The organism is Paraburkholderia susongensis (genome assembly GCF_900177725.1).
Lineage (GTDB): Bacteria > Pseudomonadota > Gammaproteobacteria > Burkholderiales > Burkholderiaceae > Paraburkholderia > Paraburkholderia susongensis.
On the sequence record NZ_FXAT01000015.1, the window covers coordinates 84,179 to 103,019 of the forward strand.

20 protein-coding genes and 1 riboswitch are annotated in these 18,841 nt (G+C 66.0%); of the genes, 5 read left to right on the plus strand and 15 right to left on the minus strand.

The window, feature by feature from the left end:
* Window positions 1-37: 37 nt before the first annotated feature.
* The 15 genes from hisG to B9Z01_RS30000 all read right to left on the minus strand — a co-directional run bounded on the left by hisG (window position 38) and on the right by B9Z01_RS30000 (window position 12,023).
* Window positions 38-739 (minus strand): ATP phosphoribosyltransferase, encoded by a 702-nt coding sequence (hisG, locus tag B9Z01_RS29930; RefSeq protein WP_085489184.1) that lies wholly within the window; start codon window positions 737-739, stop codon window positions 38-40.
* Window positions 736-2,097 (minus strand): UDP-N-acetylglucosamine 1-carboxyvinyltransferase, encoded by a 1,362-nt coding sequence (gene murA / locus B9Z01_RS29935; protein WP_420814737.1) that lies wholly within the window; start codon window positions 2,095-2,097, stop codon window positions 736-738. The genes hisG and murA overlap by 4 nt, the downstream gene beginning before the upstream one ends.
* Window positions 2,098-2,109: 12 nt before the next feature.
* Window positions 2,110-2,349, minus strand: a complete 240-nt coding sequence (locus B9Z01_RS29940) for a BolA family protein (protein ID WP_085489186.1) — start codon at window positions 2,347-2,349, stop codon at window positions 2,110-2,112.
* A gap of 15 nt (window positions 2,350-2,364) precedes the next feature.
* Window positions 2,365-3,129, minus strand: coding sequence for an ABC transporter permease (locus tag B9Z01_RS29945; protein ID WP_085489187.1), 765 nt, complete (start codon window positions 3,127-3,129; stop codon window positions 2,365-2,367).
* Window positions 3,126-4,058, minus strand: a complete 933-nt coding sequence (locus B9Z01_RS29950; RefSeq protein WP_085489188.1) for an ABC transporter ATP-binding protein — start codon at window positions 4,056-4,058, stop codon at window positions 3,126-3,128. The genes B9Z01_RS29945 and B9Z01_RS29950 overlap by 4 nt, the downstream gene beginning before the upstream one ends.
* A gap of 190 nt (window positions 4,059-4,248) precedes the next feature.
* The gene (locus B9Z01_RS29955; RefSeq protein WP_085489189.1) at window positions 4,249-4,542 is read right to left on the minus strand and encodes an STAS domain-containing protein; all 294 of its coding nucleotides are present in this window, start codon (window positions 4,540-4,542) and stop codon (window positions 4,249-4,251) included.
* The gene (locus B9Z01_RS29960) at window positions 4,539-5,171 is read right to left on the minus strand and encodes an MlaC/ttg2D family ABC transporter substrate-binding protein (protein WP_085489190.1); all 633 of its coding nucleotides are present in this window, start codon (window positions 5,169-5,171) and stop codon (window positions 4,539-4,541) included. The genes B9Z01_RS29955 and B9Z01_RS29960 overlap by 4 nt, the downstream gene beginning before the upstream one ends.
* A 114-nt stretch (window positions 5,172-5,285) precedes the next feature.
* Window positions 5,286-6,326, minus strand: a complete 1,041-nt coding sequence (locus tag B9Z01_RS29965; RefSeq protein WP_085489191.1) for an MlaA family lipoprotein — start codon at window positions 6,324-6,326, stop codon at window positions 5,286-5,288.
* Window positions 6,327-6,337: 11 nt separating this feature from the next.
* The gene (gene mlaD / locus B9Z01_RS29970) at window positions 6,338-6,877 is read right to left on the minus strand and encodes an outer membrane lipid asymmetry maintenance protein MlaD (RefSeq protein WP_085489248.1); all 540 of its coding nucleotides are present in this window, start codon (window positions 6,875-6,877) and stop codon (window positions 6,338-6,340) included.
* Between the two features lie 90 nt (window positions 6,878-6,967).
* The gene (gene mlaE, locus B9Z01_RS29975) at window positions 6,968-7,735 is read right to left on the minus strand and encodes a lipid asymmetry maintenance ABC transporter permease subunit MlaE (protein ID WP_085489192.1); all 768 of its coding nucleotides are present in this window, start codon (window positions 7,733-7,735) and stop codon (window positions 6,968-6,970) included.
* Entirely contained in the window at window positions 7,732-8,553 is an 822-nt protein-coding gene (locus tag B9Z01_RS29980; protein ID WP_085489249.1) for an ABC transporter ATP-binding protein, read from the minus strand. The genes mlaE and B9Z01_RS29980 overlap by 4 nt, the downstream gene beginning before the upstream one ends.
* 95 nt (window positions 8,554-8,648) lie before the next feature.
* A complete protein-coding gene (thiE, locus tag B9Z01_RS29985) occupies window positions 8,649-9,752 on the minus strand; it encodes a thiamine phosphate synthase (RefSeq protein WP_085489193.1) in 1,104 nt (367 codons plus the stop codon).
* Window positions 9,749-10,564 carry a thiazole synthase gene (locus B9Z01_RS29990; protein ID WP_085489194.1) on the minus strand — a complete coding sequence of 272 codons (816 nt, stop codon included), beginning with the start codon at window positions 10,562-10,564 and terminating at the stop codon, window positions 9,749-9,751. Before B9Z01_RS29990 ends, thiE begins: the two co-directional genes overlap by 4 nt.
* A gap of 79 nt (window positions 10,565-10,643) precedes the next feature.
* Entirely contained in the window at window positions 10,644-10,841 is a 198-nt protein-coding gene (gene thiS, locus B9Z01_RS29995) for a sulfur carrier protein ThiS (protein ID WP_085489250.1), read from the minus strand.
* Window positions 10,842-10,892: 51 nt separating this feature from the next.
* A complete protein-coding gene (locus B9Z01_RS30000) occupies window positions 10,893-12,023 on the minus strand; it encodes an FAD-dependent oxidoreductase (protein WP_085489195.1) in 1,131 nt (376 codons plus the stop codon).
* Window positions 12,024-12,284: 261 nt separating this feature from the next.
* Window positions 12,285-12,408: riboswitch (TPP riboswitch) on the minus strand.
* A 422-nt stretch (window positions 12,409-12,830) separates the two neighbouring features.
* Between B9Z01_RS30000 and B9Z01_RS30005 the strand changes: the two genes are divergently transcribed.
* From B9Z01_RS30005 to B9Z01_RS30025, 5 genes are all read left to right on the plus strand, one after another.
* A complete protein-coding gene (locus tag B9Z01_RS30005) occupies window positions 12,831-14,582 on the plus strand; it encodes an ABC transporter ATP-binding protein/permease (RefSeq protein ID WP_085489196.1) in 1,752 nt (583 codons plus the stop codon).
* 8 nt (window positions 14,583-14,590) lie between these two features.
* Entirely contained in the window at window positions 14,591-15,409 is an 819-nt protein-coding gene (locus tag B9Z01_RS30010) for an SDR family NAD(P)-dependent oxidoreductase (RefSeq protein WP_085489251.1), read from the plus strand.
* A gap of 233 nt (window positions 15,410-15,642) precedes the next feature.
* Window positions 15,643-16,383: a response regulator gene (locus tag B9Z01_RS30015; RefSeq protein ID WP_085489197.1), complete on the plus strand. Its 741-nt coding sequence runs from the start codon at window positions 15,643-15,645 to the stop codon at window positions 16,381-16,383.
* A gap of 245 nt (window positions 16,384-16,628) precedes the next feature.
* A complete protein-coding gene (locus B9Z01_RS30020; protein ID WP_085489198.1) occupies window positions 16,629-17,369 on the plus strand; it encodes a response regulator in 741 nt (246 codons plus the stop codon).
* Window positions 17,366-18,682, plus strand: a complete 1,317-nt coding sequence (locus B9Z01_RS30025; RefSeq protein ID WP_085489199.1) for an ATP-binding protein — start codon at window positions 17,366-17,368, stop codon at window positions 18,680-18,682. The genes B9Z01_RS30020 and B9Z01_RS30025 overlap by 4 nt, the downstream gene beginning before the upstream one ends.
* Window positions 18,683-18,841: the final 159 nt, after the last annotated feature.

The following is an 18,841-nucleotide window of genomic DNA, read 5'->3' on the forward strand; positions in this document are numbered from 1 at the left end:
GCGCACTGCCGCAGCGTGGTCACACTGCCGTTATCAGTCAGGCCGCCGTGACGCCGGCTTTCGACGACGCGCTGGCAAACGCGTCGAGAATCGGCCGCAACGCAGCGCGCTTGAGCTTCAGCGCCGCCTGGTTCACGACGAGGCGCGACGAAATCTGCATGATCTCCTCCACCTCGACAAGATTGTTCGCGCGCAGCGTATTGCCCGAACTGACCAGGTCGACGATCGCGTCGGCCAGGCCGACGAGCGGCGCCAGTTCCATCGAACCGTACAGCTTGATCAGGTCGACGTGGACGCCCTTGGCGGCAAAATGCTCGCGTGCGGTTTCAACGTACTTGGTCGCGACACGCAGGCGGGCGCCCTGGCGCACCGCGTTCGCATAATCGAAACCCGCTGCCACCGCGACCGACATGCGGCAACGCGCAATGTCCAGATCGACCGGCTGATACAGGCCGCTGCCGCCATGCTCGAGCAGCACGTCCTTGCCGGCCACGCCGAAGTCGGCCGCGCCGTACTCGACATAGGTCGGCACGTCGGTCGCGCGCACGATGATGACGCGCAGCTTCGGGTCGGTGGTCGGCAGAATCAGCTTGCGCGACGTTTCCGGGTCTTCCGCGACTTCGATGCCGGCCGCCGCGAGCAGCGGCAGCGTTTCCTCGAAGATACGCCCTTTCGACAACGCGAGCGTGAGCGGGGCGCTCACTGCCGGCGACGACGACGTTTGCGGCATCGAACTCATGCCTCGCTCCCGGACACGCGGCGCACCTTCGCGCCGATCGCGTTGAGCTTGGCTTCCATGCGGTCGTAGCCGCGATCGAGGTGATAGATGCGGTCGATCAGCGTTTCGCCTTCCGCGCGCAGCGCGGCGATCACGAGACTCGCGGACGCGCGCAGATCGGTCGCCATCACCTTCGCGCCGGACAGCTTCTCGACGCCGCTCACGAGCGCGGTGTTGCCGTCGATCGTGATGCTCGCGCCGAGGCGGTTCAGTTCCTGCACGTGCATGAAGCGGTTCTCGAAGATCGTTTCGACGACCTGCGAGGTGCCATCGGCGATCGCGTTGAGCGCCATGAACTGCGCCTGCATGTCGGTCGGGAACGCCGGATATTCGGAGGTGCGGAACGTGACCGCGGCCGGACGCCTGTCCATGCGCACGCGCATCCAGTCCTCGCCTTCCTCGACCGTGACGCCCGCTTCGCGCAGTTTTTCGGTCACGGCTTCGAGCAGCAGCGGACGCATCTTGCGCAGCGTCACGTCGCCGCCGGCCGCCGCGACCGCGCACAGGAACGTGCCCGCTTCGATGCGGTCCGGAATCACCGTGTGCTTCGCGCCGTGCAGCTTGTCGACACCCTGGATCACGAGACGGTCCGTGCCGATGCCTTCGATCTGCGCGCCCATCGCGACGAGCAGATGCGCGAGGTCGACCACTTCCGGTTCGCGCGCGGCGTTCTCGATGACCGTTTCGCCCTCGGCCAGCACCGCCGCCATCAGCAGGTTCTCGGTGCCGGTCACGGTAATCATGTCGGTGACGATGCGCGCGCCCTTCAGACGCTTCGCGCGCGCTTCGATGAAGCCGTGCTCGATCGTGATCTCGGCGCCCATCGCCTGCAGACCCTTGATGTGCTGATCGACCGGACGCGCGCCGATCGCGCAGCCGCCCGGCAGCGACACGCGCGCATGACCGAAGCGCGCGACGAGCGGACCGAGCACGAGAATCGACGCGCGCATGGTCTTCACCATCTCGTACGGCGCGACGAGGTTGTCGACCTTCGACGCGTCGAGCGCCACGCGCCCTTCGCCCGCTTCGATGCGCACGCCCATCTGGCCGAGCAGCTTGAGCATCGTGCGCACGTCCTGCAGATCGGGCACGTTCTCCAGATGCACCGGCTCGGCGCTCAGCAGACCCGCGCACAGGATCGGCAATGCCGCGTTCTTCGCACCCGAGACGACAACTTCACCGGAGAGCGGGTAGCCACCTTCAATGATGAGTTTATCCATGCCTGTCGGTTCCTGATCGGCCTGGGTCTCGCCCGGGCCTGCCTTGACTGTGTTCGGCGCGCCGCTAGCGGAGTCGCGCCCTTCCTGAGTAATTCGCACTAAATTTCCAGATTACGCGTTCTGCCATTCGGCGGGCGTCAGCGTCTTCATGCTGAGCGCGTGGATTTCTTCGCGCATGCGGTCGCCGAGCGCCGCATACACGAGTTGATGACGCTGGATCAGGCGCTTGCCTTCGAAGCTCGGCGAGACGATCGTCGCAAAGAAATGCTGACCGTCGCCTTCGACTTCGAGATGCTCGCACGCGAGCCCAGCCGCTATGTACTGCCTGACCTGTTCGGGAGTCGGCAACATGAGAGATGCTCCTCGTCAGTGGCGCAGCTTGTAGCCGGTGGCGAGCATGCGCATCGCGACCACAGCCAGCACCACGAAGAAACCGGCGACGATCGCGAGGCTCACGAGCGGGTCGATATCCGACATCCCGAAGAAGCCATAGCGAAAGCCGTCGATCATGTAGAAAAAAGGATTGAGCCGCGACACTTCGCGCCACACCGGCGGCAGCGTATGCGTCGAGTAGAACACGCCCGAGAGGAACGTGAGCGGCATGATGAGGAAGTTCTGGAACGCGGCGAGCTGGTCGAATTTCTCGGCCCAGATGCCGGCGATCAGGCCGAGCGTGCCGAGAATCGCCGCGCCGAACATCGCGAAGAGAATGATGTAGAGCGGCGCGCTGAAGCTGACCGGCACGAACCAGATCGTCACGATGAATACGCCGAAGCCGACACAAAGGCCGCGCGCGACGGCCGCGAGCACGTAAGCCGCGAACATTTCGTAGTGCGACAGCGGCGGCAGCAGCACGAACACGAGATTGCCGGTGATCTTCGACTGAATCAGCGAAGAAGAACTGTTCGCGAACGCGTTCTGCAGCACGCTCATCATCACGAGGCCCGGAATCAGGAAGCTGGTGTACTCGACGCCTGGATAAACCTGCACGTGGCCGCGCAACGCATGACCGAAAATGGTCAGATAGAGCAGCGCGGTGATGACCGGCGCAAGCACGGTCTGGAACGACACCTTCCAGAAACGCAGCAGTTCTTTGTAAAACAGCGTGCTAAATCCACTGTAGCCGCTCATGCAAGCCCCTCGATCACTTCCGGACCGTTCATTACCTGAACGAACACGTCTTCGAGGTCGGCCTTGCGGACCTCGATTTCCTCGAATGTACAACCCGCCGCGCGGCATTGCGCGAGAATGCGCTCCACGTCGTCATAGCTCGTGAGACGCAGCAGATGCTGGCGGCCGCTGCCGTTGCCCGTGCCGCTTTCCGCTTCGAGCGGACGCAGCTCGGCGGGCAGCACGCCCTGCGCGAAGCGCACGAACAACTGCATGCCGGCGAAGCGTTGCAAAAGCGTGCTCGTGCGATCGAGCGCGACCACCTCGCCGCGACGCAGCATCGCGATGCGGTCGCATAGCGATTCGGCTTCTTCGAGATAGTGCGTGGTCAGCACGATCGTGTGACCTTCGCGATTCAGGCGCGAGATGAACTTCCACAGCGTTTGACGCAACTCGACGTCGACGCCCGCAGTCGGCTCGTCGAGCACGATCACCGGCGGCCGGTGCACGAGCGCCTGCGCGACCAGCACGCGGCGCTTCATGCCACCCGAGAGCGCGCGCATGTTCGCGTCGGCTTTGTCGGTGAGGTCGAGATTCGCCATGATCTCGTCGATCCACGCGTCGTTGTTGCGCAAACCGTAGTAGCCCGACTGGATGCGCAAGGTTTCGCGCACGGTAAAGAACGGATCGAACACCAGTTCCTGCGGCACCACGCCGAGCGCGCGGCGCGCGTTGCGGAAATCGCCGACAACGTCGTGGCCGCGCACCGCGATGCTGCCTTCGTCGGCGCGCGCGAGACCCGCGAGAATGCTGATGAGCGTCGTCTTGCCCGCGCCGTTCGGACCGAGCAGTCCGAAAAACTCGCCTTCTTCGACCGTGAGGCTGACGCCCTTGAGCGCCTGCAAGTCCTTGTAGCGCTTCTTGACGTTACGAATTTCTATGGCTGACATGACTGTGGGCCGTATGCGTCGCGGCGCCTAAAGTAGCCCCGATAGAACTTTGGGGGCAAGCAAATGCTGGAAGAAACGGATTTGAGGCCGATTAGGGGCCAATTCAGAGCCCCAAAAAACGTTTGATTATAGGGCAAAAACTGGCACCCCCGGCCTCGCCGGAAGGATTGGAGACGACGCTAGGGGAGCGTCAATGTCGCGCCGACAACAGGGTATCGACGCCGTAGGCTTGCGCGAGACTGGCGAGACCAGCCGGCAGATTGACGATTTCAAACTTGGCGCCGCGCGCCGCTGCCGCGCGCACCCAGGCGAGCAGCACGGCAAGCGCGGACGAATCGAATTGCGCGAGCGGTGCGCAATCGACGCCGCCCGCACCCGCGGCGATGCGTTGCAAACCCGCCGCGAGCGCGGCCTTCGCGCTCTCGTGGGTCAGCGTCGCGCCGCTTTCGAAGCGGTTCGCGACAGGGTTCAGCACTTCGCTCACGACTGCTTGCCCGCGGCGAGCTGCTGATTGCGCTGCGTGAGGAACTGGATCAGCCCGTCCACGCCCTTCTGCTGGATCTGCTCGTTGAACTGCTGCTGATACGCCTGGATCAGCCACGCGCCGAGCACGTTGATGTCATAGACGCGCCAGCCTTGCGGCGTCTTGTACAGGCGGTAGTCGAGTTCGATCGGCTGACCGTTGTTCATCACGACCGAGCGCACCACCGTGTCGGTGTCGTCCGGGTTCATGCGGAACGGCTTGTACTGGATCTGCTGGTCGCGCACCTGAGCAAGCGCGCCCGAATACGTGCGGATCAGCAGCATCTTGAACTGCTCGACCACCTGGTTCTGCTGCTCGGGCGTGGCGGTGCGCCAGTTGCGGCCCATCGCGAGTTGCGTGGTGCGGCGGAAATCGGTGTACGGCAGAATCTTTTCGTTGACGAGCGCCGTGATGTGCGAAATGTCGCCCTGCTGGATCGACTTGTCGTTGCGCACGGCGTCCATCACCTGCTGGGTGACGGTTTTGATCAGCACGTCGGGTGCGCTGCTGTCGACGGTTTGCGCCGATGCGCCCACGCTGATAAACGAAAACAACGCAGCAAACAACGGAATCAGGAAGAATTTTTTCATATCGGGCCTTGCCTCAAAAATAGTGCAATGGTTTGAACCGACCTTACCACGCGAGTTCGACGGCAATCCATGCGCAAACTGCGAGAGTCGTATCGATCTGTTACCGCTGCACGCTCAATGCAACTTGAATGACGGGAAATTGAAACGCGTGGGCGGCACCAGTTGGTCGGCCGGAATCTGCGTTTCGGGGCCGCCGTTCATGTCGAGCGGCGGCGATTCGGTGCCCGACGCGGCTTCCGGCGCTTGCGCCGTGGTGCCCTGCGGACTGGTCACGGCGGTGCCCGATGCCGGCGCCGCCTTCGCCGCAGCACCCTGCGTGCCCACGGCGGCGCCTGCCGTGCCGGTAGCGGCGCCTGCCGGCGCGGCGGCCGCGCCCGTGTCACCTTCGTCGTACTTCGGCAGCGGCGCTTCCTCGCCGTAGTTCGGCAGTTCCTGCGGACGCCGCCGGTTATCCGACAACAGATACTGGCGGCGCTGCAGATACGCGTTGCGCACGAACGAGTACTTGTCGAGCGCGGCGCCTTCGAGCACGTCGCTCGCGCCGAGCAGGTTCGCGCGCGTGTTGATGACGTTCAGGCCGTACAGGGCCCAGCTCAGGCCCGGCGGATCGATGTAGCTGACCGGGTTCACATAGTAGGCGCCGATCGAGCCGACCGCGTCGCGCACCGTGCTCGGCCCGAACAGCGGCAGCACGAGGTACGGGCCCGGCGGCACGCCATAGTGACCCAGCGTCAGGCCGAGGTCGTTATCGTGCTTGGGCAGCTTCGCGAGCGTCGCGACGTCGAACAGACCGCCCACGCCGAATACCGTGTTGATCACGATCCGCATGATGTCCGACACGCCGTCGGCGATGCGCAACTGCAGCAGATTGTTCGCCGCGATATAGATGTCGCCGATGTTCGAGAAGAAGCTCGTCACGCTGTCGCGCACCGGCTGCGGCGTCGCCCAGACGTAGCCCTTCGCGACCGGCTTCAGCGCGTACTGGTCGATCTTGTCGTTGACGGTGAAGATGGTGCGGTTAAAGCCTTCGAACGGATCGCCCTTGGTCGGCGTTTTCACTGTCGCGCAACCGGCGAGCAGCGCCACGGCCACCGCGACTTTGCCGAACTGGATGACACGCGCGCCGACGCGCGAGGTCTGCAGAGTGGTCTGCATTGTTGTTCTCCTTATTGGCTGGCGGCGCCAGCGGCAGGTGCGGCAGGTGCGGCCGGAGCCGGCGCGGGCGCCGCGCTCGCGGGCTTCGAGGCGCCGGAATCCGCGGCCTTGCTGTACAGGAACTGGCCGATCAGATTTTCCAGCACGATTGCCGATTGTGTCATCGAGATCGTATCGCCGGCTTTCAGCATTTCCGTGTCGCCGCCCGGCTCGAGCCCGATGTACTGCTCGCCGAGCAGGCCCGAGGTCAGGATCTTCGCCGAAGTGTCCTTCGGAAACTGGTATTGCTTGTCGATATCGATCGTGACGAGCGCCTGGTACGCATTGCTGTCGAAGCCGATCGAGGCAACCCGGCCGACCGTCACGCCCGCGCTCTTCACCGGCGCGCGCGGCTTCAGTCCGCCGATATTGTCGAACTTGAGCTTGACCGGGTACGTTGCCTGGAACGACAACGAGCTCATGTTGCCGGCCTTCAGCGCGAGAAACAGCAACGCCACGAAACCCAGCACCACGAACAGGCCGACCCAGAAGTCGAGAGCATTCTTTTTCATCGTCATCCCAAAGTGAATCCGCCGCGCCGTCGGCACCTTCCGCTGCGCGCGGCGCACGATGCGCCGCCGGCAGCCGGTGCCGCGCGGTCTTTAGCTGAACATCAGTGCTGTCAGCAGGAAATCGAGCCCGAGCACCGCGAGCGACGCGTACACGACCGTGCGGGTCGTCGCGCGCGACACGCCTTCCGGCGTCGGCTTCGCCTCGTAGCCCTGAAACAGCGCGACGAAGGTCACCGCGAAGCCGAACACCACGCTCTTGACGACACCGGCGCCGACATCGCGCCACACATCGACGCCGCTTTGCATCTGCGACCAGAACGCGCCGGCGTCGACGCCGATCAGCAGCACGCCCACCACGTAACCGCCCAGAATACCGACCGCGCTGAAAATCGCCGCGAGGATCGGCATCGAGATAATGCCCGCCCACAGGCGCGGCGCGACCACGACCTTGACCGGGTCGACGGCCATCATTTCCATCGCGGTGAGCTGCTCGCCCGCCTTCATGAGGCCGATTTCGGCCGTGAGCGAGGTGCCCGCGCGGCCCGCGAACAGCAACGCCGTGACCACCGGCCCGAGTTCGCGCACGAGCGACAGTGCGACGAGCAAGCCGAGCGCCTGCTCGGAGCCATAGCGATTGAGCGTGTAATAGCCCTGCAGACCGAGCACGAAGCCGACGAAGAGCCCCGACACCGCAATGATGACAAGCGAATAATTACCGACGAAGTGGATCTGCTTCGTGACAAGGCGCGGGCGCCGCAGCAGCGGGAAAAACTCGAGCACGAGGCGGATGAAGAAGCGCGTCGCGTAGCCGGCCATGCCGAGCCCGTCGATCACCGAGCGACCGATCGCACTGATCATGACAGGCCTCCGCCAATGCCGAAGTCCGCCGCGAGCGGCGTCGTGCTCGGATAGTGGAATTTGAACGGGCCGTCCGGCGCGCCGTCGATGAACTGCCGCACCGTGGGGTCGGCCGACGCGCGCAGTTCGTCCGGCGTGCCTTGCGCGTGCACGCCGCCGTTGGCGAGGAAGTAGACGTAATCCGCGATCGCGAACGATTCCGGCACGTCGTGCGTGACGAGAATCGAGGTGGCGCCGAGCGCCTGATTCAGCGTGCGGATCAGATTGGCGGTGATGCCGAGCGAGATCGGATCGAGGCCGGCGAACGGTTCGTCGTACATCATCAGTTCGGGGTCGAGTGCGATGGCGCGCGCGAGCGCCACGCGCCGCGCCATGCCGCCCGAAATCTCCGAGGGCAGCAGATCGCGCGCGCCGCGCAGGCCAACCGCGTTGAGCTTCATCAGCACGAGGTCGCGCAGCAGTTCTTCGGGGAGATCGGTGTGCTCGCGCAGCGAGAAGGCGACATTTTCGAACACCGACATGTCGGTGAAGAGCGCGCCGAACTGGAACAGCATGCCCATCTTGCGGCGCAGCACGTAGAGGCTATCGCGCGTCTGCTGGCCGATGTCCTGGCCCTGGAACAGCACCTGGCCGCGCTGCGCTCGCACGAGGCCGCCGATCAGGCGCAGCACCGTGGTCTTGCCGCAACCCGAGCCGCCCATGACCGCAACGACCTGACCTCGCGCAAAGCGCAGGTTCAGATTCGACAGGACGAGCCGGTCGCCGTAACCGAAGTCGACGTCGCGCAGCTCGAGTAAGGTCTCACGGGAGGAAGGCACCAAACTGACAATCCTTTTGCACGGAAGGCCGAATTATAGGGCCATCATGCAAAAGCTGCCGTGAGGGGGCCCTGTTCCTTGACGAAGCCTGACGATTATTGCGTAAACGCTTGTTGCAGTGCAGAAACCGCGGCAGCCGGATCGGCTGCTTCGGTGACCGCGCGCACCACGGCCGCACAGCCGACGCCGGTTGCGAGCACGTCGGGCAGCACCTGCCGATCGATTCCGCCGATCGCGACGAGCGGCACCACGCCGTCGAGCAGCCGCACATAGCGAGCAAGACGCCGCAAGCCCTGCGGCGCGGTCGGCATGACCTTGGTCGTGGTCGGAAACACCGCGCCCAGTGCAATGTAACTCGGACGGAAATGCAGCGCTTTCAGCATTTCATAGAAACCGTGCGTCGACAGACCGAGCCGGATGCCGGCGGCCGCGAGCGCCGACAGGTCCGCAGTATGCACGTCTTCCTGGCCGAGATGCACGCCGTAGGCGCCTGCTTCGAGCGCGGCCCGCCAGTGATCGTTGATGAACACCTGCGCGTCGTGCGCACGGCCGGCCGCCACGCAGCGGGCGATTTCGCGCTTCAGTTCGTCAACGGGTTCGGCCGATTTGCGGCGCAACTGCACCGTCTTCACGCCGAAGCCTACCACCCGCTCGACCCAGTCCGCAGTTGGCAGCACCGGGTACAGGCCGAGCTTCGGCGGGCAACGCGCGAACGGCTGCGCGGGCGCGGCCGGCAAGCCGGTCACGCGCGGAAAGTGTGCGAGGTCGGACGGGAAGGCGTCGTCGGCGCGGGTTTCGTCGCCGTCGCGCCACGCGAGCGCGAGCACGAGTGCGTCGTGCGGATCGAAACCGCAGTCGAGGAATGCGGCCAGCGCGGCAATCCAGTCTTCCGCCAGATGGCCTTCGAGGCCGTACTTCTCACCGCCCAGATGCAACGTGGCCTTGTTTTCCGCGGCTTCGATCACGCCCGCTCCCTGCGTGAGCCAGCGCGCCATCTGCGCGCCGTGCTGCTGCGCGTCCGCGATCACGATCAGGTCGCCGCCGTTCGGCTCGTCGGGCGCGGTCAGGCAGATGCGCCACGGCGCGTGCGTCGGCGGCCAGTCACCGAGACGCGCGCGGATCCGCTCGGTGGCTTCGGTGAGTTCGTCGGCCGGCGGCCAGAACAGGTCGCGGCCCTTCAAGGTCAATGACTGTGTCATACCGCCCCTCCATCCTGATGCCAGAACGGCATACCGACCACCGGTGTGCTCGCGTGCGCGCTCTCGCGCTCGGCCATCGGCCCCGCGAGATATGCCTCGCGCCCCGCTTCGACGCCGAGCGCGAAGGCGCGCGCCATCGCCTCGGGGTGGGTGGCCTGCGACACCGCCGTGTTCAGCAGCACGCCGTCGAAGCCCCACTCCATCACCTGGGCCGCGTGCGACGGCACGCCGAGCCCGGCGTCGACGATCAGCGGCACGTCCGGCAGCCGCTCGCGCAGCACGCGCAGCCCGTACGGGTTGATCACGCCCTTGCCGGTGCCGATCGGCGCGCCCCACGGCATCAGCGCCTCGCAGCCGGCGTCGAGCAGACGGCGGCCGATCACGAGATCTTCGGTGCAATACGGCAGCACCTTGAAGCCGTCCTTGACGAGCCGCGCAGCGGCCTCGATCAGGCCGACCGGGTCGGGCTGCAGCGTGTAGTCGTCGCCGATCAGTTCGAGCTTGATCCAGTCGGTTTCGAAGATTTCGCGCGCCATGTGCGCGGTCGTGACCGCTTCGCCGACTGTCAGGCAGCCCGCCGTGTTCGGCAGCAGCGGCACGGCGTGGCGCTTGAGCAAATCGAAGAAGCCGGCTTCGGCGCCGCCCTCGTTCATCTGGCGGCGCAGCGCGACGGTGACCATGCCGGGCCGCGCGGCGCCGATCGAATCGGACAGTGACTGCAGCGACGGATAGCGCGAGGTGCCGAGCAGTACGCGGCTCGCGAAGGTTTGACCGTATAGCGTGAGCGCGTCGGCGGTCTCATGAGAAGTCATTTGCATCATCCTGGTTTGCAGCAGCGGGTTGGCGGCAAGGGTGTCCGGCAATGGGTGAGCGGCAGTAGCGCGAGCGCGCTCAGCCGCCCGCCACCGGTTGCACGACGTCGAGCCGGTCACCTGCTTGCAGCGCGCGCGCCGCATGCTGGGTACGCGCGACGAAATCACCGTTGAGCGCGACCGCGAACGGCGGGCGCGCGCCAAAAGCGGCGAGCGCATCGGCGACAGTCGCGCCCTCGGGCAGTGACAACGGCTTCTGATTGATATGAATGTCCATGGTGTTCGAATACGGTTCAATCGAGGGCGAAAGCGGCATGGCGCACGGCGCTCAGGCCGGCTCCCGCGCGAAATCCTGCGGAAAAAGCTCGCTCCAGCGCGCCTCGCGCCGCCAGCCGGCGAACGCGTCGGCGTCGCCGATGCGGCCGTCGAGCAGCGCGGCGGCGAAGCGCACGGCTTCGTCGGCGACTTCGGGCGCGATCATGTAGCCGTGCCGGTACAGGCCGTTCACGCGCAGCGTGCGCGCGCCGTCCCAGAACAGCGCGGGACGGTGGTCGGGCAAGGTCGGACGGCACTGCGAATTGAGTTCGAGGATGCGCGCCTCGCCGAAGCCCGGATGCACCGAAAATGCCGCGCTCAGCAATTCGAGCGCCGAGCGCACACTGACCGGCGACATGTCCTCGCCTTCGACCTCGGTCGCGCCGATCACGTAGAGGCCGTTCTGCTTCGGCGCGATGTAGAGCGGATAGCGCGGATGCAGCAGCCGCACCGGGCGCGTCAGTTGAAGACCCGGCGCATGCACGCGCGCGACTTCGCCGCGGATGCCGCGCAGCGTGGGCAGCACCGGCTTTGCGCCGAGACCGCGGCAGTCGATCGTGATGCCGGCCTCCGGCAGCGACGCTTCGTTAACGGGTGTATTCCAATGCGTATCGACGCCGCGCTCGGCAAGCCCCGCGGCGAGCGCGGCGAGCACCTGGCGGTTGTCGAGCTGGCCTTCGCGCGGCAGCAGCCACCCTTGATTGAAGCGCCCGGCCAACGCGGGCTCGGCGGCGCCCAGTTGCGCGCCGGCCAGCGCGACGAAGCCGCCGTCGAGCAACTCGGCCGGCGCATTCGCACGCACGCGGCGCTCGAACAGCGGCGCCTCGGTGCGATCCGCGTGATGCCAGACGACGAGCGTGCCGTTGCGCTGGAAAAACACCGGCTCCGGCAATTCGGCCAGCACGCGCGGCCAGCTATCGAGCGAACTCGCGCCGAGCCGTGTAATCAGCAGCTCAGCGCTGGCGGCCTCGGCGAGCGGCGCGAGCATCGCCGCGGCAACCCATGCGGCAGCCTGCGTCCCGGCGGCATCGCCGCGCTCGTAAAGCGCCACGCGATGCCCCTCGCCAGCGAGGCGCCACGCGACCAGCCGGCCGCACAGGCCACCGCCGAGCACGGCGAAATCGGGTCGAGCGTGACGGTTCATCGCGCGCGCTCCGCTTTATGATTCGTTTTGCGATTCGCTTCGCGCGCCGTTTCGCGACGGCGGCAGGCAACGCCAAAGCGGCACGCCACACCGGCAGCGGCGTGGCGGGGAGCAAAGTATATGTGTGAAGAATAGGCGGTCATCGAGTCCTTTCCGTACGGCCCAAAAACGCACGTACCCAGGACGAAACCGGCGGGTGAAGCCGGCCGGGCAATACGCTCGCACGTCATGTGCTGAGCCCGCCCGGCGGGGAATGGAAGACGTTCGCTTCCGGAAACTTCCCGCGCCGGTATTACCCGGATCGGGTGCAAAGGGTCTCTCTCAGCCTCGCCGCCGCAGCATGGAAATCATGCCGCCTGTGGGCAAAGCACCCCTGTTTCGTCACGGGTCATTAGACCATAAAAGGCGCGGCGCCCGCAAACCAGCGGACCGCCGTAGCCAACGTCATTTTGATCTGGCACCGTCTCCCGTCACGCGGAAGCGGTGCGAGCCGGCGCTCTGGCACAATGCCGTGACCGGTGCCGCCAAAACGCGGCGCGCGCGGCGCCCCGGGCCGCATGCGCGGCGGCGGTATCGAGGCGGGGCGCCGACGGCGAAAATTAATTCTCGCTTAAGGGCATCACGCCAGAATCGGGCGCCCGTCCGGACTCGCGTTGGTCAGGCACGATGCCCGGGCAGGTATCGCAGACCCGCCGCAGGGCGGCCCGCCGATGGGCCGGCCCTCAGCGGGATCGCCCGACATGGGTCAACCCGAACGGACCCGCATGCCGGATCGACATTTCGGGCCAGCACTTCACCAGGACGCTCATGACATCACATACTTCCGCCAGCCCCGCGCTGCCGCCCGACGATAAAGTCTCCGCCTGGAGCCTGATCAAGCCCTACTGGGTTTCCGAGGAACGCTTCGTGGCGTGGGGGCTGCTCATCACGATCATCGTGATGAACCTGCTCGTCGTCTGGATCAATGTGCGCCTGAACCGCTGGAGCGCCGACTTCTACAACGCCCTGCAAGCGAAGAACGTCCACGACTTCCCGCACCTGCTGATGATCTTCACCGGGCTCGCGTTCGGCTTCATCATCCTCGCCGTGTACGGACGCTATCTGCGCCAGATGCTCGGCTTCCGCTGGCGCCAGTGGCTGACCACGCGCTACCTGAACGAGTGGCTCAACGACAGCGCGTTCTACCGCATCGAACGCGACCGCCTCGCCGACAACCCCGACCAGCGGATCAGCGACGACCTGCAGTCGTTCGCCACCACCACGCTCTCGCTGACGCTCGACCTGCTGTCCACCGTCGTCACGCTCGTGTCGTTCATCACGATCCTGTGGTCGCTCGCGGGCGCGCTGACCCTCTCGATCGGCGGCACGCCGCTGCACATCCCCGGCTATATGGTGTGGGCCGCGGCGCTGTATGCGGTGGTCGGCTCGCTGGTCACGCAGAAGGTCGGCCATCCGCTCGTGTCGATCAACTATCAGGCACAGAAAGTCGAGGCGGATTTCCGCTTCGGCCTGATCCGTTTGCGTGAGAACGCCGAGCAGATCGCGTTCTACAACGGCATGGAAACCGAGAAGACGAACGCGCACTCGCTGTTCAGCCGCATCCGCGACAACTGGTGGCAGGTGATGAAGTACACCAAGCGGCTCACGTTCGTGCTGAGCTTCTACGGTCAGATTGCGATCATCTTCCCGATCGTGGTCGCCGCGCCGCGCTACTTCGCGGGCGCCTTCACGTTCGGCGTGCTGATGCAGATTTCGAGCGCGTTCGGCACCGTCAGCGATTCGTTCTCGTGGTTCATCAACAGTTATACGAGCCTCGTCGAATGGCGCGCCACCGTGAACCGGTTGCGCGAGTTCAAGCGCATCATGCGTTCGCCGCGCCTGAAGGAATCCGTGTCGCCGGCAACCGAGCACGGTGGCATCAACCTGCATTTCGTCGACGCCAACCAGCTCTCCACCGAAAGCCTCCAGCTCGCGCTGCCGAACGGCAACCCGCTCTCGAGCATCCGCGATATCGCGATCCGGCCCGGCTCGCGCTGGCTCGTGCGCGGTCCCTCCGGTGCGGGCAAAAGCACGCTGATGCGCGCGCTCGCGGGCCTCTGGCCGTTCGGCGACGGCTCGATCGACGCGCCGGTCAACGCGCGCATGATGTTCATTCCGCAGATCAGCTACATGCCGATCGGCACGCTGAAGGCAGCGCTCGCGTATCCGTCCGCGGCCGACACCTACACCGACGACGAATGCCGCGAAGCGCTCGTCGTCTGCCATCTGTCGGAATACGCCGACCGTCTGCAGGAATCGGCACACTGGACCCGCGTGCTGTCGCCGGGCGAGCAGCAGCGCTTCGCCGCCGCGCGCGTGCTGCTGCACAAGCCGGACTACCTGTTCCTCGACGAAGCGACGAGTGCGCTCGACGCGGAAAACGAGGCGCGTCTCTACCGCCTGTTCACGGAGCGGCTGCCGAAGGCGGCGATCGTGAGCGTCGCGCATCGCGAATCGCTCGCGGCGTTCCATGACGAAACGCTCGACGTCGAGCGCAGCCGCGAAGCGGTAGCGGCATGAGCGAAGCGATGAGCGAGCGCGCGAACGAGGCGAACGATAACGCAAATGACAGCGCAAACGGCGCGGCAGCCCGGCGTGTCGTGCTGATCACCGGCGCCGGCTCCGGCATCGGCGCGGCGCTCGCCCGGCGTATCGCCGCACCAGGCACCGCGTTGATGCTGCACGCTCGCGGCGCCGACGACGCGTCCCGTCAACGGCTCGCGCAGGTCGCCGACGCATGCGCGGCGAGCGGCGCGCACTGCGCGACTGTGTTCGGCGATCTCGCCGAGCGCGGCGCGGCAGAGCACGTGGTGCATCGGACACTCGCGAGCTTCGGCGCACTCGACCAGCTGATCGCCAACGCAGGACACGCGCAGCGCCAGACGCTCTCCGCGCTCGACGCCGACACGTTCGGCGCCGCGTTTGCCGCGATGCCGGCCGCGTTCGCCGCGCTCGTCAAACGCGCGATGCCCGCGCTCGAAACGTCACAGCGCGGCCGCGTGGTCGCAGTGAGTTCGTTCGTCGCGCATCGCTATCGCGCGGATGCGCCGTTCGCCGCAACGGCGGCGGCGAAAGCGGCGCTCGAATCGCTTGCGAAAACCGCGGCCGCGGAACTCGCACCGCTCGGCGTAACCGTCAATTGCGTGGCGCCCGGCTACACGCGCAAAGATCGCGGCCCCAGCGCCGACAACGCAGCGGTATGGGCACGCGCCGCCGAAGCAACGCCGCTCGGTCACGTCGCCGAACCGGCGGACATCGCCGCACTGATCGCATTCCTGCTCTCCGACGAAGCGCGTCACATCACCGGCCAGGTGATCCATATCGACGGCGGCCTGACGCTCGGCTGAACCCTGAACCATCTCCAGCACTTTCCTGCGCGAAAAGCCTGACCGGACGGATGGCCGTCGATCGGGCCGATTTCGCAAAGCGGCCACCGCAGACCACCCCAACCCCGCAAGCCGCCCCACACGCGACAGCGCAAGCCAATCGGGTACCGGCAACTTGCTTCGTTTTACAGGGGAAAGAATTCGAAAGTGGGGCCCGCTTTGCTCGGCCTGCGCGGATCACTAAGATGACCTGAATGAACCAGACCATTCTGATCGTCGACGACGATCCCGTCGTACGCGAACTCGTCAGCGAATATCTGCACGAACGCGGCTTCAAGGTCGCCACGCTCGAACACGGCATGGCGCTGCAACGCAGGTTGCAGGAGGAGCGTCCCGCGCTCGTGGTGCTCGACATCATGATGCCGGAGCTCGACGGCATCAGTGCGCTGCGCGCGTTGCGCGTCGCCGGCGACGACATTCCCGTGATCCTGCTGACCGCGCGCGCCGAGCCGATCGACCGCGTCATCGGCCTCGAACTCGGCGCGGACGATTATCTCGGCAAGCCGTTCGAACCGAGCGAGCTGGCCGCGCGGATTCGCACCGTGCTACGGCGTCGCGGCGCGATTGCACCGGGTGCGCCGGAGCAGCGCGCGCCCTATCACTTCGGCCGCTTCGAGGTGAATTTCCCCGCGCGCGAGTTGCGCCGCGACGGCGAGCGCATCACGCTGCGCTCGAGCGAATTCGCGATGCTGAAGGTGTTCGTCACGCATGCGATGACCGTGCTCACGCGCGCGCAACTGCTCGAGAAACTGCATGGCAATAACGAAGCGCATCGGAACCGCAGCCTCGACGTATCGATCTGGCGTTTGCGCCGGCTCATCGAAGCGGACCCGTCGGAGCCGCGCTATGTGCAGACGGTGTGGGGACACGGCTACGTGTTCGTGCCGGATGGCGAAATCGGCGTGGCCGCGCGCGGACTCGTGGCGCAACGCTGAACGGCGCGACGGCTGACGCGAGTGTCAGCGTGAAAAGCAATACGAATAACTGCGCCAGTGCACACCCGCGCACGATCCGGCGCATGCGCGGCCGCTATTCAGGTAGCCCGGGAAAGCGGTGCTAAAGTAAGCGCTGCACCTTCGTTGACACGCCTCGCACGCTCCCGAGCCCCGCGCGGCACACCGTAACCATTGGTAAGGAAACGCCCGGTCGCGTGCTGTGCGCGCCAGTCTAGAATTTCGCCATGAATCCACAGGTCCTTATCGTCGACGACGATCCGGTCGTACGCGATCTGCTTTGCAAGTTTTTGCAGTCGAACGGCTTCGACGCGTCCGTGCTGCACGACGGCACCCATCTGCAGCGCCGTCTCGAACGTGAACGGCCCTCGGTCGTCGTGCTCGACATCATGATGCCGAACACCGACGGGCTGCGCGCGCTCACCGCGCTGCGCGCCGACGGCGACGATATTCCCGTGATCTTCGTGACCGCGCGCGGCACGGTGGCCGACCGCATCGTCGGGCTTTCACTCGGCGCGGACGACTACCTGACCAAGCCATTCGATCCGCGCGAACTGCTCGCGCGCATCCAGACCGTGCTGCGCCGGCGCGGGCCGTCCACCACGAGTGCGCCGGAAGCGCGCAAGCGCTATCGCTTCGGGCCGTTCGAGCTCGACTTCGCCACCCGCTCGCTGAGCCGCGACGACGCGAAGCTGCCGCTGCGCGACAGTGAATTCGCGCTCCTGAAAATCTTCGTCAACAACCCGTACAAGGTGCTGTCGCGCGTGCTGATTCACGACCTCGTGCATCGTGACAATCTCGCGTTTCGCGACCGCAGCCTCGACGTGCCGATCTGGCGTCTGCGCCGCGTAATCGAAGACGACCCGTCCAATCCGTGCTACGTGCAAACGGTGCGCGGCAAGGGCTACGTGTTCGTGCCCGACGCCACCGGCGCGCCCTTCGTCGACGAGGCCGCCCCCAGCGCATGAAAAATCCGCTGAACACGCTGTTCGGCAGAATGGCGTTGCTATCGGCGGCGGTGTTGTTCGCGATTCAGGCGAGCTGGTTCGTGCTCGTGACGATGCAGCCGCCGCGCCATGAAATCGACGGCTTCGCGCGCGGCCTCCTGCTCGTGCTGCAGGCGATCAACGGCGAGCCGATCAAGGGCGCCGCGCTCGCGCCCGCGATGCGCGTACATCTCGTGCCCACCTGGAACATGCCGGCGAGCGTGCATCTGCATGAGCCGAAGGAACGTCTGCTCGTCGAGCTGAAGCGGCGTCTGCGCGAGAACCTGCCGGGCGGCACGCAGATCGCCGTCGACGATCTGCGTCCGCCGCAACTGTGGGTGCTGTTTCCGGGCAAGTCGAACTGGGTCGTCGTGCCGGTCGACGTGCCGCCGCCGCCGCGCTTTCTCACCGAAGCAGTGTCGATGCTGCTCGCCGCGCTGATTCTCTCGCTGTTCGCCGTCTGGCAGATGCAGCGGCCGCTCTCGCGCGTCGCCGACGCGGCGCGCGCATTCGGCTCGGGCGTGCGGCCGGAACCCGTGCCCGTGCAGGGCCCGCGCGAACTGCGCGATCTGATCGGCTCGTTCAACGACATGATGCGGCGCCTGAACGAAGCCGGCGACGACCAGGCGGTCATGCTCGCGGGCGTCGCGCACGATCTGAAGGCGCCGCTCACGCGCCTCAAGCTGCGCGCGAGCGTGCTGGTGGAAGAAAGCGAGCGCGCCGGCCTGATTCGCGACGTCGATTCGCTGACCAACATCGTCCAGCAGTTCCTCGAGTTCGCGGGCCAGTCGGCCGAGGCCGGGCCGCCCGTCGAAGTGGACGACTTCCTGCGCGAACAGTTTTTCTCGGGTGAAAACGTCGAAGGCGCGGAAGTCGTGGAAAGCGCGGATGCCGCCGATACCGCCGAAGCGCCGCTCTTCGCGCTCGACCTGCGCGCCGGGCCGTCGTTCACGCTGCCGCGCACGCTGCTCGACCGGCTCGTGACGAACCTCGTCGACAACGCGCTCGAACACGGCATGCCGCCGGTCGAAATCGCGACCGCGCGCAACGACCGCCACTGGACGATCAGCGTGCGCGACCACGGCCCAGGCATTCCCGACGACCGTATCGCCGCCGCGATGAAACCGTTCGTACGGCTCGACGCCGCGCGCGGCGGCGAAGGTCATTGCGGCCTTGGCCTCGCGATCGTCGCGCGGCTCGCGCACGATCGCGGCGGACGCTGCCAGGTGCGCAATCATCCACAGGGTGGGCTCGACGTGCGGATCGAATTGCCAGTGGTTGCGGCGGTCGCGTGACGATGATGATGCGGGTAATGACGCAATGGCGAGATGACGGAATGGCGAAAGCAACCGCGGTCGCGCGGCATTGCAGCGCACAGATAGCCCACGCACTTACGCGCCCTTACCGGAGCGCCTGGCACACGAGCCACGGCCTTATATTCCCGCTTGGCAACC

Coding starts and splice junctions, on each gene's coding strand:
- hisG (WP_085489184.1), bottom strand. CDS start 739: ATGAGTTCGATGCCGCAAACGTCGTCGTCGCCGGCAGTGAGCGCCCCG.
- B9Z01_RS29940 (WP_085489186.1), bottom strand. CDS start 2,349: ATGTTGCCGACTCCCGAACAGGTCAGGCAGTACATAGCGGCTGGGCTC.
- B9Z01_RS29945 (WP_085489187.1), bottom strand. CDS start 3,129: ATGAGCGGCTACAGTGGATTTAGCACGCTGTTTTACAAAGAACTGCTG.
- B9Z01_RS29950 (WP_085489188.1), bottom strand. CDS start 4,058: ATGTCAGCCATAGAAATTCGTAACGTCAAGAAGCGCTACAAGGACTTG.
- B9Z01_RS29960 (WP_085489190.1), bottom strand. CDS start 5,171: ATGAAAAAATTCTTCCTGATTCCGTTGTTTGCTGCGTTGTTTTCGTTT.
- B9Z01_RS29965 (WP_085489191.1), bottom strand. CDS start 6,326: ATGCAGACCACTCTGCAGACCTCGCGCGTCGGCGCGCGTGTCATCCAG.
- mlaD (WP_085489248.1), bottom strand. CDS start 6,877: ATGAAAAAGAATGCTCTCGACTTCTGGGTCGGCCTGTTCGTGGTGCTG.
- mlaE (WP_085489192.1), bottom strand. CDS start 7,735: ATGATCAGTGCGATCGGTCGCTCGGTGATCGACGGGCTCGGCATGGCC.
- thiE (WP_085489193.1), bottom strand. CDS start 9,752: ATGACACAGTCATTGACCTTGAAGGGCCGCGACCTGTTCTGGCCGCCG.
- B9Z01_RS29990 (WP_085489194.1), bottom strand. CDS start 10,564: ATGACTTCTCATGAGACCGCCGACGCGCTCACGCTATACGGTCAAACC.
- thiS (WP_085489250.1), bottom strand. CDS start 10,841: ATGGACATTCATATCAATCAGAAGCCGTTGTCACTGCCCGAGGGCGCG.
- B9Z01_RS30000 (WP_085489195.1), bottom strand. CDS start 12,023: ATGAACCGTCACGCTCGACCCGATTTCGCCGTGCTCGGCGGTGGCCTG.
- B9Z01_RS30005 (WP_085489196.1), top strand. CDS start 12,831: ATGACATCACATACTTCCGCCAGCCCCGCGCTGCCGCCCGACGATAAA.
- B9Z01_RS30010 (WP_085489251.1), top strand. CDS start 14,591: ATGAGCGAGCGCGCGAACGAGGCGAACGATAACGCAAATGACAGCGCA.
- B9Z01_RS30015 (WP_085489197.1), top strand. CDS start 15,643: ATGAACCAGACCATTCTGATCGTCGACGACGATCCCGTCGTACGCGAA.
- B9Z01_RS30020 (WP_085489198.1), top strand. CDS start 16,629: ATGAATCCACAGGTCCTTATCGTCGACGACGATCCGGTCGTACGCGAT.
- B9Z01_RS30025 (WP_085489199.1), top strand. CDS start 17,366: ATGAAAAATCCGCTGAACACGCTGTTCGGCAGAATGGCGTTGCTATCG.